General features: G+C 75.3%; 14 protein-coding genes and 1 tRNA gene. 8 read left to right on the forward strand and 7 right to left on the reverse strand.

Annotated elements, in window-relative coordinates; all coding sequences use genetic code 11:
- Nucleotides 1-16 precede the first annotated feature (16 nt).
- A complete protein-coding gene (locus tag D459_RS0127070; RefSeq protein WP_017596131.1) occupies nucleotides 17-709 on the reverse strand; it encodes a response regulator transcription factor in 693 nt (230 codons plus the stop codon).
- Nucleotides 706-1,941, reverse strand: coding sequence for a sensor histidine kinase (locus D459_RS0127075; RefSeq protein ID WP_051065558.1), 1,236 nt, complete (start codon nucleotides 1,939-1,941; stop codon nucleotides 706-708). The genes D459_RS0127070 and D459_RS0127075 overlap by 4 nt, the downstream gene beginning before the upstream one ends.
- A 123-nt stretch (nucleotides 1,942-2,064) precedes the next feature.
- On the opposite strand from D459_RS0127075, the gene phoU reads away from it, so the two are divergent.
- The 3 genes from phoU to ispF all read left to right on the forward strand — a co-directional run bounded on the left by phoU (nucleotide 2,065) and on the right by ispF (nucleotide 4,135).
- Entirely contained in the window at nucleotides 2,065-2,727 is a 663-nt protein-coding gene (gene phoU, locus D459_RS0127080; RefSeq protein WP_017596133.1) for a phosphate signaling complex protein PhoU, read from the forward strand.
- A gap of 418 nt (nucleotides 2,728-3,145) precedes the next feature.
- On the forward strand, nucleotides 3,146-3,628 hold the full coding sequence (locus tag D459_RS0127085; RefSeq protein WP_017596134.1) for a CarD family transcriptional regulator: 483 nt from the start codon (nucleotides 3,146-3,148) through the stop codon (nucleotides 3,626-3,628).
- Nucleotides 3,629-3,664: 36 nt separating this feature from the next.
- The gene (ispF, locus tag D459_RS0127090) at nucleotides 3,665-4,135 is read left to right on the forward strand and encodes a 2-C-methyl-D-erythritol 2,4-cyclodiphosphate synthase (protein WP_193790299.1); all 471 of its coding nucleotides are present in this window, start codon (nucleotides 3,665-3,667) and stop codon (nucleotides 4,133-4,135) included.
- A gap of 206 nt (nucleotides 4,136-4,341) precedes the next feature.
- Here ispF and D459_RS0127095 read toward each other — a convergent pair whose 3' ends face one another.
- Entirely contained in the window at nucleotides 4,342-6,018 is a 1,677-nt protein-coding gene (locus D459_RS0127095) for a DUF2637 domain-containing protein (RefSeq protein WP_152523128.1), read from the reverse strand.
- Between the two features lie 154 nt (nucleotides 6,019-6,172).
- Here D459_RS0127095 and cysS point away from each other — a divergent pair, with 154 nt between their 5' ends.
- The 3 genes from cysS to D459_RS0127110 all read left to right on the forward strand — a co-directional run bounded on the left by cysS (nucleotide 6,173) and on the right by D459_RS0127110 (nucleotide 8,823).
- Entirely contained in the window at nucleotides 6,173-7,573 is a 1,401-nt protein-coding gene (gene cysS, locus D459_RS0127100; protein ID WP_026120799.1) for a cysteine--tRNA ligase, read from the forward strand.
- Between the two features lie 167 nt (nucleotides 7,574-7,740).
- Nucleotides 7,741-8,709 carry a 23S rRNA (guanosine(2251)-2'-O)-methyltransferase RlmB gene (rlmB, locus tag D459_RS0127105; protein WP_017596137.1) on the forward strand — a complete coding sequence of 323 codons (969 nt, stop codon included), beginning with the start codon at nucleotides 7,741-7,743 and terminating at the stop codon, nucleotides 8,707-8,709.
- 41 nt (nucleotides 8,710-8,750) lie between these two features.
- A tRNA-Thr gene (locus D459_RS0127110) sits at nucleotides 8,751-8,823 on the forward strand.
- 472 nt (nucleotides 8,824-9,295) lie between these two features.
- Here D459_RS0127110 and D459_RS0127115 read toward each other — a convergent pair.
- Entirely contained in the window at nucleotides 9,296-10,237 is a 942-nt protein-coding gene (locus D459_RS0127115; RefSeq protein ID WP_017596138.1) for an SAM-dependent methyltransferase, read from the reverse strand.
- A gap of 265 nt (nucleotides 10,238-10,502) precedes the next feature.
- On the opposite strand from D459_RS0127115, the gene D459_RS0127125 reads away from it, so the two are divergent.
- Nucleotides 10,503-11,924: a YcaO-like family protein gene (locus D459_RS0127125; protein ID WP_017596140.1), complete on the forward strand. Its 1,422-nt coding sequence runs from the start codon at nucleotides 10,503-10,505 to the stop codon at nucleotides 11,922-11,924.
- Nucleotides 11,925-11,954: 30 nt separating this feature from the next.
- Here D459_RS0127125 and D459_RS0127130 read toward each other — a convergent pair whose 3' ends face one another.
- Complete coding sequence (locus D459_RS0127130) at nucleotides 11,955-12,407, reverse strand: hypothetical protein (RefSeq protein WP_017596141.1); 453 nt, start codon at nucleotides 12,405-12,407, stop codon at nucleotides 11,955-11,957.
- A 477-nt stretch (nucleotides 12,408-12,884) separates the two neighbouring features.
- Here D459_RS0127130 and D459_RS0127140 point away from each other — a divergent pair, with 477 nt between their 5' ends.
- Nucleotides 12,885-13,733, forward strand: coding sequence for an NAD(P)H-binding protein (locus D459_RS0127140; RefSeq protein WP_017596142.1), 849 nt, complete (start codon nucleotides 12,885-12,887; stop codon nucleotides 13,731-13,733).
- Nucleotides 13,734-14,060: 327 nt separating this feature from the next.
- Here the strand turns inward: D459_RS0127140 and D459_RS0127145 are convergent, their stop codons facing one another.
- Entirely contained in the window at nucleotides 14,061-15,002 is a 942-nt protein-coding gene (locus D459_RS0127145; RefSeq protein WP_017596143.1) for an AraC family transcriptional regulator, read from the reverse strand.
- A gap of 1,632 nt (nucleotides 15,003-16,634) precedes the next feature.
- Nucleotides 16,635-17,393 carry a TetR/AcrR family transcriptional regulator gene (locus tag D459_RS0127150; protein ID WP_017596144.1) on the reverse strand — a complete coding sequence of 253 codons (759 nt, stop codon included), beginning with the start codon at nucleotides 17,391-17,393 and terminating at the stop codon, nucleotides 16,635-16,637.
- Nucleotides 17,394-17,416 lie beyond the last annotated feature (23 nt).

Below are 17,416 nucleotides of genomic sequence, written 5' to 3' on the forward strand. Positions count from 1 at the left end.
GCAGGGCGGTGCGGCCCTACTCCTCGGTGGGCTCGAACTTGTAGCCGAGGCCGCGCACGGTGACGATGAACCGCGGCGCCCCCGGGTCGCTCTCGATCTTCGCCCGCAGCCGCTTGACGTGCACGTCCAGGGTCTTGGTGTCGCCCACATAGTCGGCGCCCCAGACCCGGTCGATGAGCTGCATCCGGGTCAGCACCCGCCCGGCGTTGCGCAGCAGCACCTCCAGCAGCTCGAACTCCTTCAGGGGGAGCTGCACCTGCTCGCCGCGGACGGTCACCACGTGCCGCTCCACGTCCATCCGGACCGGCCCCGCCTCCAGCGCGGAGGGGAGCGCGGCGTCGCCCTCCTCGCCCTGGCGGCGCAGCACGGCGCGGATCCGCGCCACGAGCTCCCGGGACGAGAACGGCTTGGTGACGTAGTCGTCCGCGCCCAGCTCCAGGCCGACGACCTTGTCGATCTCGCTGTCCTTGGCGGTGAGCATGATCACCGGCACGTTCGACTTCTGCCGCAGGGTCCGGCAGACCTCGGTGCCGGACAGCCCGGGGAGCATCAGGTCGAGCAGGACCAGGTCGGCTCCGCTCCGGTCGAACTGCTCCAGGGCGACGGTTCCCGTCTCCGCGACGTTGACCTCGAAACCTTCCTTGCGGAGCATGTACGACAAGGCGTCGCTGTAGGATTCCTCGTCCTCGACGACGAGTACGCGCGTCACTTTCGCTGCCTCCCGATCGGCTTGGGTCGTTCGTTGGGGGGAGGGCCGCCGTCGCCGGCGGTGGTGGTGGTCGGGGCCGGTTCGGCGTCCTCGGCGTGCTCCGCGCCCTCTTCGAGGGGCAGGCGCAGGGTGAACGTCGAGCCGGACCCCTCCTTGCTCCACACGGTCACTTCACCGCGGTGGTGCGTCATGATGTGCTTCACGATGGCCAGTCCCAGGCCGGTGCCGCCGGTGGCCCGGCTGCGCGCCGCGTCCACCCGGTAGAACCGCTCGAAGACCCGCTCCAGGTCCTGCGGCGGGATGCCGATGCCCTGGTCGGCCACGCTGATCTCGACGGCCTGCTCGGTCGCCTCGGCGCTCACCGACACCCGGGTCCGCTGCGGGCTGTAGGCGACCGCGTTGGAGACCAGGTTGCGCAGCGCGGTGGCGAGCAGCCCCTCGTCGCCCATCACGACCAGGCCCGAGGTCCCGCCGGAGGCCAGCTCGATGCCCTTGGCGTCGGCGGCCATGCGCACCGTGTCCAGCGCCTCCTCGACCACCTCGTCCACGTCGACCTCGGCGGGCTCGGCCAGCGGCTCGGCGCCCTGGATCCGGGAGAGGGTGATCAGGTCCTGGATCACGTTGGTGAGCCGGGAGGCCTCCTGCTGCATCCGTCCGGTGAACCTGCGCACCGCGTCCGGGTCGTCGCTGGCGTCGGCGATCGTCTCGGCGAGCAGCGACAGCGCCCCGACCGGGGTCTTGAGCTCGTGGCTGATGTTGGCGACGAAGTCGCGGCGGACCGCGTCCACCCGGAGCCGCTCGGTCTGGTCCTCGGCGAGCACCAGCACCAGGCCGGTGCCGCCGAGCGGGGCGACCCGCACCGCGAAGGTCGCGGCGTCCGGGCCGAACCGGCGCATCTCCACCTCGATCTCGGTCTCCCGGATCACGCCGTCCCGGCGCACCTGCCGGGCGAGCGCGAGCAGGTCGCCGATGACCATCTCGTCGCCGCGGACGATGCCGTAGGCGCGCGCCGCGGAGCTGGCCCGCAGCACCCGGTCGGCCGGGTCCAGGACGACGGCGGAGGAGGGAAGGGCGGCGAGCACCTCGGCGGTGCCCGCGGGCAGCTCTGCGGCGGGAGGGGACGGGGGGACGGGGGACCGCCGGCGGCGGCCCCACGGGATCGCCAGCCCGGCGCCGAGTCCGATCGCCAGGCCGGCGAGGGCGGCGACCACGGTCAGGATTTCGCCTTGCACAGTTCGATCGTAAGCGGACGGAGGTCGGGACTACCCCTTTGACCATGTGTTACAACCGAGGTTCCGCGAATATTCACCGACACTTACGGATTCCTTCAATGACCGGCTGGGACGATTGAGACCATGCGCGACACCTACCACGAGGAGCTCGACGCCCTCAGCGACCGCCTGATCGAGATGACCAGGCTGGCCCGGCACGCCATCGCCCGCGCGACGACGGCGCTGCTCGACGCGGACCTCTCCGCCGCCCAGGAGGTGATCTCCGGTGACGAGGAGATCAACCGCCTGGACGAGGAGATCGAGGTGAGCGCGTTCGACCTGATGGCCCGGCAGCAGCCGGTCGCCACCGACCTGCGCGCCATCATCACCTCGCTGCACATGGCGGGCGACCTGGAGCGGATGGGCGACCACGCGGTGCACATCGCCAAGATCGCCCGCCGCCGCCACCCGGACTCGGCCATCCCCGCGGAGCTGCGCTCCATCGTCCTGGAGATGGGCCACCAGGCGGAGCTGCTGGTGATCAAGGCCGGCGAGGTGGTGGCCAACCGGGACGCCGAGACCGCCCTGGAGCTCGACGCGGACGACGACCGGATGGACAAGCTGCGGCGCAAGCTGCTCCGCCGGATCCTCGACCCGAACTGGGAGCACGGCGTCGAGGCGACCATGGACGTGACCCTGGCCGGCCGCTTCTACGAGCGGTTCGGCGACCACGCGGTGCACGTCGCGGACAACCTCGTCTACATGGTCACCGGGGAGAAGCCCAAGGACTTCGAGCCCGAGGCCTGACCGGGCCCGCCCCGGCCGGCGCCCGCTCCCGGGCGCCGGCCCGGACCCCTTCCCTGAAGCGCCCCGGACCGCACGCGGGCCGCCCCGAAAAAATGTGATGTACGTCACGCTCCGGAGCGGCCTTGATCGGGCGGTCCGGGGCGTTCTTCCTTGTGCGGGGCGGAGTGTCGCCCGGCGTGTCGGGCCCTGGATCGCGGGGCCGATTCCCCGTCCGGGGCGTCACGCGGGGTGTCGGAGACCCCGCCTCCTACCGGCAAGAACTCGTCTTCACCGGGCTTTCGAGAGGGGGCGCGGACAGGTCCATGCGCCTTTGTCAAGACCTGGAATCCGGCGCTGACCTGCGCGTACGTAAACCGAATAGGTACGTTAAGTCACAGATTCGTGGTACCCTTGTGGTAGCGGAAGGGGTACTTGTCACATGACTTTCAAGGTCGGCGACACCGTTGTCTATCCCCATCACGGGGCTGCTCGTATCGAGGCGATCGAAACTCGAACCATTAAGGGCGAGGAAAGGTCGTACCTCGTCCTCCGGGTCGACAAGGGTGATCTTACGGTACGCGTGCCCGCCGCGAACGCCGAAGAGGTCGGCGTCCGCGACGTGGTGGGCCAGGACGGGCTGGAGCGGGTCTTCGAGGTGCTGCGCGCCCCGCACACCGAGGAGCCCACGAACTGGTCGCGGCGGTACAAGGCGAACGTCGAGAAGCTCGCCTCCGGCGACGTGAACAAGGTCGCCGAGGTCGTCCGTGACCTTTGGCGGCGGGATAAGGAACGCGGTCTTTCCGCGGGCGAGAAGCGGATGCTCGCCAAGGCGCGGCAGATCCTGGTGAGTGAACTCGCTCTCGCGGAAAAGACGAATGAGGACAAGGCCGAGGCCCTCCTCGATGAAGTCCTCGCGAACTGACATAAGCCACGAAGAGCAACTGCATTCATGCTGAAAATGCCACGGGTGGGCGTCGGTACCGACGTCCACCCTTTCATGTCGGGCCGCACCCTCTTTCTCGCCGGGCTGGAATGGCCGGGGGAGACCGGGGTGAGCGGCCACTCCGACGGCGACGTCGCGGCGCACGCCGCTTGCGACGCCCTTTTCTCCGCGTGCGCGCTGGGTGACCTCGGCGCCCAGTTCGGGACGGCCGACCCGAGATGGAAGGGCGCGTCCGGTATCGCGCTGCTGACCGAGTCCGCGGTGCGGGTCCGCGCCGCCGGGTTCGAGATCGGCAACATCGCGGTCCAGGTGATCGGCAACCGGCCGAAGTTCGCCCCGCGCCGGGCCGAGGCGGAGAAGGCCCTCTCCGAGGCGGCCGGGGCACCGGTGACCGTCTCGGCGACCACCACCGACGGGCTCGGCCTCACCGGCCGCGGAGAGGGCATCGCCGCGGTGGCCACCGCCCTCTGCGTCCCCCTGGACTAGCCGGAGGGCCGGCCGCCCCGTTCGGAGGTCGGCGGCACCGGCCCGTCGTCGAGCCCCGTTCCGGCGGAGAGACCGGCGCGAGGAGCCATCGGTAAAGCTCCGCGCGTAGCGGAAGACGCTGCTCCGCGCGCAGCGGAAGGCACTGCTCGGTACTGCGGCCCCACCGGAGCGCTCCGGTGGGGCCGCAGTACCGAGCGGCGCGCGGGTCAGGCGCGGTCGTCCTCGGGGGCGTCGGGCGGCGTGGGGCCGCTGCGGACGCGGCTGTTGGGCGGGGCCTCCGGCGCCGGCGGGAAGCCGCGCATCGGCGGCCGGCGCGGCTTGAGGACCATCGGCCGCTTGGGCAGCCTGCGGGCCTGCGGGGGGTCGGCGACCACCCGGGTCGAGGCGTCCGGGGGCGGCGGCGCGGCCGCCTCGGCCTGCACCGGTCCGGCCCCCTCAGCGGCCTCCCGGCCGCCCGCGGCGGCCTCGTCGCTGGTCGGGTCGTCCTCGGCGAGCAGGTGCACGAAGCCGTCGTCCGCTCCGTCCTCGGACGGGCCGCCCGCCTCGGCCGAGGCGGGGACCGGGGGCGGGCCGAGGCTCTCCGCGGCCAGCCGGATCGCGCTCTCGCCGGTCTCCGGGTCGCGGCGGGGCAGCGGCGGCCGCTCTCCCTCGGGGGACGCGGCGGGCTCCGGCTCCGCGCCTTCCTCCTCCGCCCCTTCTTCCTCTTCTTCGGCGGACGGCGGGCGGAGCGGTACGGTCGGCGCGGTGATCACCGACGGCCCGGCGGCCGCCTCGGCCGCCTCGCCGCCGGGGACCGGTGCGGCCCGGTCCTCGCGGTCCTCCCCGCCCCGGTCGCCCTCCTCCGGCTCTGCGGCCGCTGCGGCCGCTTCCTCGGCGCCCTCGGCGCGGTCCGGCCCGCCGACAGGCTCCTCCGGCTCCGGGAGCGGTTCGGCCTCCGGAACCGGGGCCGGCTCCTCCGCCTCCTCCCGGGGCTCCGTCTCACGGGACTCCGCCCTGCGGGGCTCGGACCCGGTGCGGGCCGGTTCCTCCGCCCCGCTCGGGTGTCCGGCGCCGGGCGCCTCCGCGCGAGCCCCGGCGTCCTCCCGGTCCTCCCCGGCGGGGGCGGCGGGCTCCTCGCGGGGGGCGGGCGGCGCCTCGGCCGGGTGCAGCACCCGGACGGTGGGCACCGGGTCGGTGTCCGGCTCCTCCTCCGGGGGCTCGGAGGGGAGCGGCCGCGCGCCGGCGCGCGGCCACAGCAGCGTGGCGGTCTTCTCCGCCGGCGGCTCCGGGGCGGGCTCCGCGGCCTCGGGTCCGGCTTCGGGCCCCGATTCGGGCCCGGCGCCGGTGCGCTCCTCGGCGCGGACCGCGGTGCCCGCGGGCAGCGGGGCGGTCCGCTCCTCGGGGCGGGGGGCCGGGCGCGGTGCGCGGCGCCGCTCGGGCAGCTCGCCGTGGAGGTGCCGCCAGACCCGGACGAACAGCAGGAACGCGAAGAGCAGGGCGATCCACGGGGCGGCGGCGACCACCACCAGGGCGACGGCGTCCACCAGCCGCTGGTCGCTGGCGCGCAGCGCGCTCGCGCCCGCGGCGATCAGGATCAGCACCAGGATCAGGCCGTCGACCTGCAGCCGGTGCACTCTCGGGGCGGCGCGCAGCACGAAGCTCGCCCAGAACGCGAGCAGCAGCAGGAGGGTGAAGACCGCCGGGTACAGGTGCGCGTACGGATCCTCCGCCCCGCCCTGCACGGCGATCTGGTAGATGCCGTTGTAGGAGAGGACGACGGCGCACGCGGCGATCACCAGGACGCCGACTCCGGACAGCAGGATCGCTACCGCCCTGGACCCGCCGCCCTCGCGGGCGGGTCGCGTCCCGGTGCGCGGAGGAGAGGAGGAGGGTTTCACGGCCATGGTGGTCGGAAGCGTAGCCCAGCAAAGGCGGCGAACACGAGGAACGACGCGAAAACGGCCGTAACCCGCCGTGGCCGCGCGGAATACGGAAGTGATTCCGGACGACCTTTTCCAAGCGGCCCCGGGGGAGCGGGAAACGGCTACCCTGGGGGACGTGAGTCTGCGCTTTTACGACACCAGGTCCAGGCAGGTCAGCGATTTCACCCCGCTCACCGAAGGGTGTGCCTCGCTGTACCTGTGTGGTGCCACGGTGCAGGCTCCGCCGCATATCGGCCACATCAGGTCCGGTGTGAACTTCGACATCCTCCGCAGGTGGCTCACCTACCGGGGGTACGAGGTCACGCTCTGCCGCAACGTCACCGATATCGACGACAAGATCATCAACGTCGCCCGCGCCGAGAACGTGCACTGGTGGGCGGTGGCCGAGCGCAACCAGCGCGCGTTCACCTCCGCCTACGACGCGCTGGGCTGCCTGCCGCCGTCGGTGGAGCCGCGCGCCACCGGGCACGTCCCGGAGATGGTGGAGCTGATGCGCCGCCTGATCGACCGCGGCCACGCCTACCCGGCCGGGGACGGCTCCGGCGACGTCTACTTCGACGTGCTCTCGCACCCCGCCTACGGGGAGCTGTCCGGGCAGCGCGTCGACCAGATGCGCGACCCCAAGGACGCCGACGGCGCCAAGCGCGACCCCCGCGACTTCGCCCTGTGGAAGGGCGCCAAGCCGGGGGAGCCCAGCTGGGAGACGCCGTGGGGGCGGGGCCGGCCGGGCTGGCACCTGGAGTGCTCGGCCATGGCCACCAAGTACCTCGGCTCCTCCTTCGACGTCCACGGCGGCGGACTGGACCTCGTCTTCCCGCACCACGAGAACGAGCTCGCCCAGTCCAGGGCGGCCGGCGACGGCTTCGCCCGGTACTGGATGCACAACGGGCTGCTCACCCTCGGCGGCGAGAAGATGAGCAAGTCCCTGGGCAACTCGCTGCTGATCAGCGAGATGGTGCGCCGGGTCCGCCCGGTGGAGCTCCGCTACTACCTGGGGCAGGCGCACTACCGCTCCGCGCTGGACTACTCCGAGGAGGCGCTGCGCGAGGCGGCCTCGGCCTACCAGCGGATCGAGGGGTTCCTCACCCGCGCGGCGGAGCTCACCGGCCCGGTCCGGCCGGCGCCCCGGGTGCCGGACGCGTTCGCCTCCGCCCTCGACGACGACCTCGGCGTCGCCCAGGGGCTGGCGGTCGTGCACGGCCACGTCCGGGACGGCAACACCGCCCTGAGCGAGGGGCGCAAGGAGCGCGCCGCCGAGCTCGCCGCCGAGCTCCGCGCCATGCTGGCGGTGCTCGGCCTCGACCCGGGGTCCGAGCAGTGGGCCGCCGAGGGCGACGGGGCGGGCCTGCGCGACGTGGTCGACGCGCTGGTCTCGGTCGCCCTGGAGGAGCGCCAGTCCGCCCGCGGCCGGAAGGACTACGCCGCCGCCGACCGGATCCGCGACCGGCTCACCGCGGCGGGGATCACCGTGGAGGACACCCCGAACGGGCCCCGCTGGGAGCTGCGCCGCGACTGACCGCCCGGGCCCGCCCGCACCCGCGCGGGCGGGCCCGCGCCGGCACCGGCGCACCGGGTCCTCCGGGGCGCCTATCATCGCAGTCTGGAATACGTATCGTTCCCGAGATCAACGCGGATTCGCCGCAGGCATGCGCGCACGGGACCAACGGGGGAGGGACGGCGGTCATGCCGGCGAAGAAGAACAAGAAGGGCCCGACCAAGGGCAGCGGGGGCAAGAACCGCCGCTCGCTCGAAGGCAAGAAGGGCACCCTGCCGGCGTCCGAGCGGCACTGGTACTCGGACAAGAAGCGCAGGACCGCCGACCGGGGCGAGGCCCCGCAGCAGCAGCGGCCCGAGCGCGCGTCCTCCGGCCGCACCGGGGAGAGCCCGCGCGGCCGCGGCGAGCTGCTCGTCGGCCGCAACCCGGTGCTGGAGGCGCTGCGCGCCGGCATGCCGGCCACCCGGCTGTTCCTCGCCAACAGCCTGGAGCAGGACGTCCGGGTGAACGAGGCGGCGAAGCTGGCCGGCGACGCCGGCCTGGAGATCAGCGAGGTCCCCCGGGCCGAGCTGGACCGCCGCTGCGACAGCAACGGCCTGCCCGGCGCCGCCCACCAGGGCATCGCCCTGCAGGTGCGGCCGTACCGGTACTGGAGCGCCGAGGACCTGCTCGACGCGGCGAAGCGGTCCGAGACGACCCCGCTCATCGTCGCCCTGGACGGCGTCACCGACCCGCACAACCTGGGCGCCATCGCCCGCTCCGCGGCGGCGTTCGGCGCGCACGGCATCCTCATCCCGGAGCGCCGCTCCGCCGGCGTCACCATGGCCGCCTGGAAGACCTCGGCCGGCACCCTGGCCCGCCTCCCGGTCGCCCAGGCCGTCAACCTCACCCGGGCGCTGGAGGCCTACAAGCAGGAGGGCCTGTTCACCGTCGGCCTGGACGCCGGCGGCGACACCCGCCTGGACGAGATCGCCTTCGCCTCCGACCCCCTGGTCGTGGTGGTCGGCTCCGAGGGCAAGGGCCTGTCCCGCCTGGTCCGCGAGGCCTGCGACAGCATCGCCTCCATCCCGATCAGCGGCGCCGAGTCCCTGAACGCCTCGGTCGCCGCCGGCGTCTCCCTCTACGAGGTGGCCCGCCGCCGCACACCCGCACGGTAGCCGGAACCGGTACCATGCGACTGGGTGTCCCCCGGACACCGGCCGGTGTAGCTCAATTGGCAGAGCAATCGCCTTGTAAGCGATAGGTTAGGGGTTCAAGTCCCCTCACCGGCTCTCAGCAAGGCTGACCTGGGAAAACGCTCTGGCGGCAGATGGAATCCGTCGGCGGGAGCGCTTCCAGAGGTATCGCCCATGCCGTCCAAGGGAGTCCGCAGGGGCCCGCGCGCATTCGACGTCGGGCCCCGGTGTCCCCTCACCGACCCGTTCACGCCGGACCTCCGGGCGCCCGGTGGCGATTTAGCGCGAGGGTCTCTCCCGGTTTCCGGGTGAGTGCTTCTCCCGCAGTGGACGGAGCCGTGCTGCGATCGCCGCTCCCGGCCGTCCCGGGAATCCGCATTCCGCGTCCTCCCGGTGCTCTGAAGGAAAAGCCGAATTCCCTCGGATCTTCGAATGCGGATTCGCGGCCGGCTCGGATGCCCGGCCATTGAGGCGGCCCCGGCGGTTCCGCTTTTCGAGTTCCGTGGGAGCCGGATCCGCTCCGGTCGGGCCGCTGTGCACTCCCGGACGGCGGGTCCGCGGGCGCGGATCACGCGGCGGCGAGCACCACGGCGACCGAGCGGTCCGGGGTCGGGATCTCGCGGGCGGAGCGCAGGCCGGCGGCGGTGAGCCGTTCGGCCAGCTCCTCCGGGGGCCAGGGGGTGACGTTGCGGCGGGACATCCGCCAGCGGAGCACGGCGTCCCGCACCGCGCGGGGGCCGGTGTCCTCGGGGGCGAGCTGCGGGGCGGAGCGCAGCGCGGTGGCCGCGATCAGCCTGCCGCCGGGGCGCAGCGCCGCCGCGACCCGGGGCAGGGCGGCCGCGGCGGCCTCCGGGGAGAGCACCGCCAGCGGCAGCCACACCAGGTCGTAGGCGTCCTCCTCGATGAGGTCGGCGACGTCCTGCAGGCGCGGTTCGACCCGGTCGCGCACCCCCCGCTCGGCCAGGTGCCGCTCGGCCAGCCGGAGCATCCGCGGGTCGGTGTCGAGGCCGACGGCCCGGCCGCCGGGGACCCGCTCCACCAGCGCGGCCGCGACGCCGCCCACCCCGGTCCCGACGTCGAGCAGCACCGCACCGGGGCGGAGCAGCAGGTCGGCGAGGCCCGGGTCGTGCCGGGCGGCGAGGTCCAGCAGGCCGCTCACCCGCTCGCCGGACGCCCTCCCTTCGGCGAGCAGCACCTCGTCGCCGTCGGCCGGCTCCTCGACGGCGCCCTCGGCGGCGTCCGCGGCCAGCCGGAGCAACCGGGCGGTGCGGCCGGGGAGCGCCCCCGCGTCGGGCCGGGCGCGCAGCGCCGCGCGGTACTCGTCCCGCAGCCGCCACCCGGACGCGGTCCGCTCGGCGAAGCCGGCGGCGCCGAGCAGCGCGCCGTGCTCCTCGGAGAGGCCGGCGCCGGAGCGCTCGGCGGAGACCGCGGAGGCCAGGGCCGCCAGCGTCCACGCCTCGCCGACCAGCGCGTCGATCCGGGAGAACAGGTCGGTTCCGGGGGTCGCCATGGCGCGAGTCTGCCAGGCCGGGGGCGGAAAGGCACGGCGGTGAGCGGGCGGGCACCCGGCGTATTCCCCGCGCCGGACCCGGTGACAGTCCCCGGAGGCCTGCTGTAGAAAGGCTCGGGTGCGGCGCCCGCCGCACGCCCGCTCTCCTGCGCGAAGGAGGTTCCCATGGCATGCGCCGGGTACGACCTGACGGTTTCGGTGGACCACGTGGAGGACGTCGAACTGCTGGTCGACGAGCTGGACGAGGCGACCGCAGCGGAGTCCGTTGAGGTCTGAGTGGATCCCCCTGGCCGGGGGCGGGACCGGCCCGGCCCCGCCCCCGGCCGCACTCCGGCCGCAGGCCGGTGCGTGGCCGGGCGCCCGAGAGCGGGAACTCCCCCTCGCCGAGGCGGACCGGCGCATCCGGGCCGACATCGCCGCCCAGGGGTGGCGGGCGCGGTACCGGTTCCTCGGCTCCGGGAACCTCGGGGAGCCCGCCGCCGCCCAGTGCGAGCTGTGGGGCCCCGACGGAACCGAGGTCCCCTACGGGCTCGGCAGCGGCAAGGGGACGCACGCCCCGGCCCTGGTCGGAGCGGAGTACGAGGCGGTCGAGCACGCCCTGACCGGCCCCGGCCGGCTGGACGCGCTCCCGCTGGCCGCCGCGCCGGCCGCCGCCCTGCTGGACGGCCCGTTCGCGGCCGACAGGGCGGTGCGCGACGTCGCCCGCCAGGACGGCGCCCGCATCGCGGTGCTGCCCTACCGCGGCCTCGACGGCGGGCCGCCGGTCGACGTCCCGCTCTACCTGTGGGCGCCCTGGTACCCGGTGCCGACCGAGGGCATGCTGCGGTTCCGCGCCGAGTTCGGCGACACCGCCGACTACACCCACGCCATGTCCTACAGCGTCAACAGCGGCTGCGCGATCGGGGCGACCTTCGAGGAGGCCGCGCTGCACGCGCTCAACGAGTGGGTGGAGCGCGACGCCCTCTCGCTCTTCCTGCTGGGCACCGTCTACGACGGCGGCCCGATGCCCGGGGCGGTGCGCCCCGAGTCGCTGCCCCCGCTGCTCCGGGCGCGGCTGCGGGCCGCCGAGGAGACGGTCGGCGCGCGGGTGGTCGTCCTGGACCTCACCACCGACCTGGGGATCCCGGTGGCCATGGCCTACGCCCCCGCCCTGGCCGGCGGCGCCGCCCGCTACCACGGCATGGGCGCCTCGCTCTCCGGGGAGACCGCGGTGGACCGGGCGCTGACCGAGTTCGTCCAGGGCGAGCTGCTGGCCCGGGTGGTGGAGGCGCACCGGGAGGGGGCCGAGGACGACGGCCGCCCCGCCGAGCACCCCACCTTCGACCGGCTGGTGGCCGAGCACGACGTCGCCGCGGGCGTGCGCCGCAGGCTCGCCGCCCACCCGCGCCTGCTGGCCTGCGCCCACCTGGACTTCGCGGACCGGCTCGCCGAGGCGCCGGACGTCGGCCCGCCGCCGGAGACCGTCCCGGAGGGGACCGGGGTGGCGGCGCAGCGCGCGGCGGTGGTCGAACGCCTGGCCGCGGCCGGGCACCGCGCCGTCGCCCGGGAGCTGGCGGTGCTGGAGCACGGCACCACCGTCGTCCAGGTGCAGTGCCCCGGCCTGGAGCGGTTCCACCTGGTCACCAAGGGCCACCTGGCGCTCCCCGGAGCGCGCGGCCGCCGCCACCGGGCCGCCCGCGCGTCCTGACCGCCCGCGCGTCCTGAGGGGGCCGGCCGGTCAGGGCTTCCTGTCCTCCAGTTCATCGGGTGTGTCTCGGACGGGGCGGTCCAGGATGAGCGGCATGAACGCGTCGGGGTCGGTGTGCAGGCCGAGGATCCGCACGGCGGCGGCCCTGCGCAGCCGGTCCCGCTCCTCCGGGGACTCCAGGGTGTCGACGAGCTCCAGCACCCGCTCCACGGCCCTGTCCGCCTTGACCTCCTCGTGCACGGCCGCCGCCTGCTCGGCGAGGTGCCGTCGGTAGCGGTTGGCGTGCACGGCGAAGGCCGCGCTCATCGAGGTGATCGCCCCGCCGGTGGCCCCGGAGGCGAGCGCGCCGTAGGCCCCGCCGGTCCCGCCGACCCCGGTGAGGCCGACGAGGACGCTCACCGCGATGACGGACGCACCCAGGACCGCCAGGAGCATGCCGGCGCGGAAGGTCGCCTCGGAGTGGCGGAGCGCCTGCTCGTACACCTTGAACAGGAAGTCCTGGCGCCGCCCGCCGGGGCTCTTCCGCTTTCCGGCGCGCTCTTCGCCGATCGGCCACCGGCGGGCGAGCAGAGGGTCCCCGGCATAAGGCGCCCCTGGCCCGGAGGGAGGCGCCCCGGCCTGCGGCAGGGGAGCCCCCGCCCCCCGCAGGGGCGGTGCCGCACCGTCGGGGGGCGCGTCTGGCGGGGGCGGAGGGCCCAGTCGGAGGCCCCCGATGCCGCCGTCCCGGAGGACGGTGCCGTAGGCGACGGTGCCTCGGGCGGTCTCGGGCCGGTCCTGGTCAGGGGCGGGGCCGAGGGGATTCTCTTCGCTCATGGCCGGGCTTTCGCGGTCGGGGGCGGTACCGGTGGGACCGCGCGCCGCACCGGCGGGTTCGGCTCCGCGCGGCCCCTGTGCTGACGGACATCCTTCCCGTACTGCCGGACATGGCCGCAAGGGTCCCCGCGGGCGAGGATCGGTGCCATGGCGAACGAGAGCGGAACGGTACTGGTCATCGGCGGCGGCGGAAAGGTCGGGCGGCGGGTCGTCGCGCGGCTGCGGGAGCAGGGGGTCGAGGCGCGGGCCGCGTCCCGGTCCGGGGAGGTGCGGTTCGACTGGAACGACCCCGGGACCTGGAAGCCCGCACTGGAAGGAGTGGACCGGGTCTTCATCACGCCGCTGGACGTCGTCCCCTCGCCGACGCCCGCGTTCACGGCGGAGGCGGTGGCCGCCGGGGTGGAGCGCCTGGTGCTGCTGTCGGCGCGCGGAACGGGCGTCCCCGGCTACTTCGGCGACGGGCCCTCCGGCGAGGTGCACCTGGCCGGAGAGGAGGCGGTCCGCGCCTCGGGCGTGCAGTGGACGGTGCTGCGGCCCGGGTGGTTCATGCAGAACTTCTCCGAGGGGGAGTTCCTCGCCGGGGTCCGCGCCGGGGAGCTGGCGCTGCCCGCGGGGGAGGACGGGGCGTCGGCGTTCGTCGACGCCGAGGACATCGCCGCGGTGGCGGCCGCCGCGCTCACCGGGGAGGGGCACGCGGGGCAGGAGTACGAGCTGACCGGGCCGCGGCCGCTGGGCATCGCGGAGGCGCTGGAGGAGATCGCCGCGGCCTCCGGCCGGGCCGCCCGCTACCTGCCGATCGGCGTCGAGGAGTTCGCCGGGGGCCTGGTGGCGCAGGGGGTGTCCCGGGAGGAGGCGGAGCTGTGGGCGGCCGCGCTCACCCCGATCCGGACCCGCGCGGAGGCCCCCGTCGCCGACGGGGTCCGGCGCGCCCTGGGGCGGGAGCCGCGCGACTTCGCGGAGTTCGCCCGGGACGGGGCCGCCGCCTGGCGGAGCTGACCCCGGCCGGGCGCGGGAAGCGGGGCGGAGGCAGGAGGCCGGAGGAGTCGGGCGGCGGACAGGCCTGGGAAGGCCGCCTCGCCCGGGGCCACTGCGAAGGCCGTCAAGGCCCCCTCGCCTTCGGGACCGCAGTGAAGGCCGGGGCCGCCCCGCCCCCGGGGCCGGCGCGAAGCAGGGGCAGCACGCCCGCGGTCCGGGTGGCAACTTGCCGTCCGGGGGGCTGCCCGCGGTCCTGACGGGCGCCCGCGTCCGGGTGGCCGCTTGCCGTCCGGGCGGCTGGGCCGACCGCGCCGGCCGGGTCCGGGGCCGGGGCCGCCGGTCCGCTGGTCAGCCGGTCGGGGCGCCGGCCTGTTCGGGGGCGGGGGCCGAGGCGCGGCGGTAGGCGGTGGGGCTGGTGCCCTGGACCCGTTTGAAGGCGGCGGAGAAGCCGAACGCGTCGGCGTAGCCCACCCGGCGGGCGACGGCGGCGACCGTCATGTCCGGGCGGGAGAGCAGGTCCGCGGCGAGCGTCATCCGCCACTCGGTCAGGTAGGCCACCGGGCCCTGGCCGACCAGCTCGGTGAAGCGCTTGGCGAGGGTGGTGCGGGAGACCCCGGCGCGGGCGGCCAGCGCCGCCGTCGTCCATGGCCGGGCCGGCTCCTCGTGCACCGCGTGCAGCGCCGGGCCGACCACGTCGTCGGCGAGCGCCCGGTACCAGGAGGGCGGGGCGGACTCCGGCCGGTCGAACCAGTCGCGCAGGCTGCACACCAGCAGCCAGTCGAGCAGCCGGTCGAGCACGATCTGCCGGCCGGGGCGCTCCGCGCGGAGCTGCGCCTCCAGGTAGTCGCGCATCCCGGAGCAGTCCTCCTCGTCGGGGACGACGGCCACCCGGGGCAGCACCCGCAGCAGGCGCTGCGGGACCTCGGCCCGGACGTCGTAGGCGCCGGCCATCAGCACGGTCGGCGCGGCGACCTCGGCCCCGGTGGGGGCGTCCGGGCTGCCGAAGACCTCGCCGCAGCGCACCTCCCGGACCGGCGCGAGGTGCCGGGGGTCCGGGTCGTCGGTGAACGCGAACGGCTCGGGGCCGCGCACGATGGCGGCCTCGCCCAGGTCGAGCCGGACCGGTTCGCCGCCCTCGGGCACGATCCACCCGCCGCCGCGCAGCGGCGCGCACAGCGTCAGGTAGGCCCCGTCGGTGAACCGCAGCGACCAGGGCGGGTACAGCACCGACCGACCGAAGACCGAGCTCCGGCCGCGCACGTTCCGCAGCAGTTCGTCGAAGACGTCCATGCCGGCAACGATAGGCGGCCCGGACACCGGCCACCGAGGGCGGGAGGGGGGACCGGCTGGTCGGTCGGGCGCGGACCCCACGGGGTCGAGGTCAAGACCGGCGGCGACGGCCAAGGAAGGGGCGGGGCCGGGCGTCCCGGCCGGGCGCGGCATCTCGCGGGGTGAGGGTTCAAGCAGGCGGCGAGGGCGGGGTGGGGCACCGGCCGGTCGGTCGGGTGCGGCGCCTCGCAGAGCGGAGGTCCAAGCAGCGGCGACGGCAGCGGTAGGGGCGGGGCGGAGGCGATCGCCCGGGCGCGGCATCTCGCGGGGCGGGGGCTCAAGCGGGCAGCGACGGCAGGGAGGGGGACCGGCCGGTCGGTCCGGTGCGGCGCCCCGCAGAGCGAAGGTCAAGACGGGCGGCGACGGCAGAGGTGGGGGCGGGGTGCAGGTGGTCGCCCGGGCACGGTGCCCCACGGGGCGGGGGTTAAGGCTGGCGGCGAGGGCGGCGGTAGGGACCGGCTGGTCGGTCGGGTGCGGCAGAGCGGGGCGGGAGTGGTCGGGGTGGGCCGGGGTGGCGGGTTCGCCGTGCCCGCGTCGCCCGGGCGCCGAGGTCGGCCGCCTCCGAAACCGCTGCCCCTCTCCGACCTGGGTGAATACGCACGGTGATGGCGAGGAGGGGCGCCCTGCGCACCGCGAGAGCACCCCGGTTGATTCCCGGGCGCGCATCCCGGCCCGGAACAGGCCCCAGAAGGCCCGAATCGCTCTGATCGGGCCGGCGATCGGGGGTTCGAGGCGCCCGCAAGGCCGGGATGCAGGGGGCCGGAACCCGGGAAGAGCAGGGGCGGGGGCGAGATGCCGCTTTTGTTCTCCCGGGAGGGCCCGCCTTGGCCACTCTGGGTGATCGGAGAGGGGGTGGTGGGGGCCCTGGGGCTTACTACTCGCTGGTAGATGTAATCGGGGTGCTGCGGAGGTGCGCAGGGCGCCCCCACCCCCGCCCGATCCCCGCCGCAAACCCGGCATACAGGGATAAGGCTCCCTGGCGGGCGCGGGCAGGCGAGCCGGCTCCCTGCGCCGGGGCGCCGCCTCCCCTCGCCGGGAGCACGCGCGCCGGGCCCGGCCGGTGAACTCGGCGCCCGGCCCGCTCCCGCCCTCGCCGCCGGCCTGAACCCCGACCCCGTGGGGCCCGGTACCCGGGCGACCATCTCCGCCCCGCCCCTACCTCCGCCGTCGCCGCCCGTCTTGACCTTCGCTCCGTGGGGCGCCGCACCCGACCGACCGGCCGGTGCCCACCGCTGCCGTCGCCGCTGGTCTGAACCTGCACCCCGCGACCGGCCGCACCCGACCGACCGGCCGGTCCCCCTCCCGCCCTCGCTGCCCGCTTGGACCCCGGCCCCGTGGGGCGCCGCACTCGGGTGAGGCCTGTGCCCCGCCCCTGTCTTCGCCGTCGCTGCCGGTCTGAGCCGTCACCCCGTGAGGCGCCGCGCTGGACCGATCGGCCGGTCCCGCTCCCGCCCTCGCCGCCCGTTTGAAGCTTGGCCCCGTGGGGTGCCGCGCTCGGCTGGGACGCCTGGCCCTGTCCCTGCCGCTGCCGTCGCTGCCTGCTTGGACCTTCGCTCCGCGGGGCGCCGCGCTGGACCGATCGGCCGGAGGGGGTCAGTGGTCCGCGCGGGCGGCCGTGTCGACCGCTGCGGCGATGCCGTCCAGGATGAGTTCCAGGCCGAAGGCGAAGTCGTGGTCCTCGGCGGGGTCGGCGGGGTGCTCGAACACGTCGGAGGCGAAGAGCTTCGCGGCCTCGGGGTAGCGGGCGGGGTCGACCAGGCCGGCCAGGGCGCGGCCGTAGGCCCGTTCGGCCTCGGCCTGGTCCAGGCCGGAGGCGTGGCGGCCCTCGGCCATCTGCCGGGCGGTGGAGCCGGTCTGCTGCACGTACCCGGAGACCAGCAGCAGGACGCCGACCTTGGCGCCCCAGTCCAGGCCGGTGCCGCGCAGGGCGCGGAGCAGCGCGTCCATCCAGCCGACCATGTTCGGGCCGGTGGGCGGCCCGCTGACCGGGATCTCGGCCAGCCAGGGGTGCTCCTCGCAGAGCGTGCGCAGGGCCAGCGCCCATTGGCGGACCCCGTCGCGCCACTGCTCCGGGGGCGGGTCGATGTCCGGGGCGGGGGCGCCGACGTGGTCCTGCATCAGCGCGAACAGCTCGTCCTTGGAGCCGACGTGCCGGTAGAGCGACATCGCGGTGAAGCCCAGCTCCTTGGCGACCTTGGCCAGGGTCACCCCGGCCAGGCCGTCCCGGTCGGCCAGCCCGACGGCGGTGCGCACGATCCGGTCGACGTCCAGCGCGGCGGGCCGGCCGAGCCGCGCCGCCGTCGGCACCCGCCACAGTCGGCCCAGCTCCGGAGGTACTTCCTGGTCGGCCATGCCTGAAAGATACCGCCGTCCGC

Origin of the sequence: Nocardiopsis potens DSM 45234 (genome assembly GCF_000341105.1) — a bacterium.
Classification (GTDB): Bacteria; Actinomycetota; Actinomycetes; order Streptosporangiales; family Streptosporangiaceae; genus Nocardiopsis_A; species Nocardiopsis_A potens.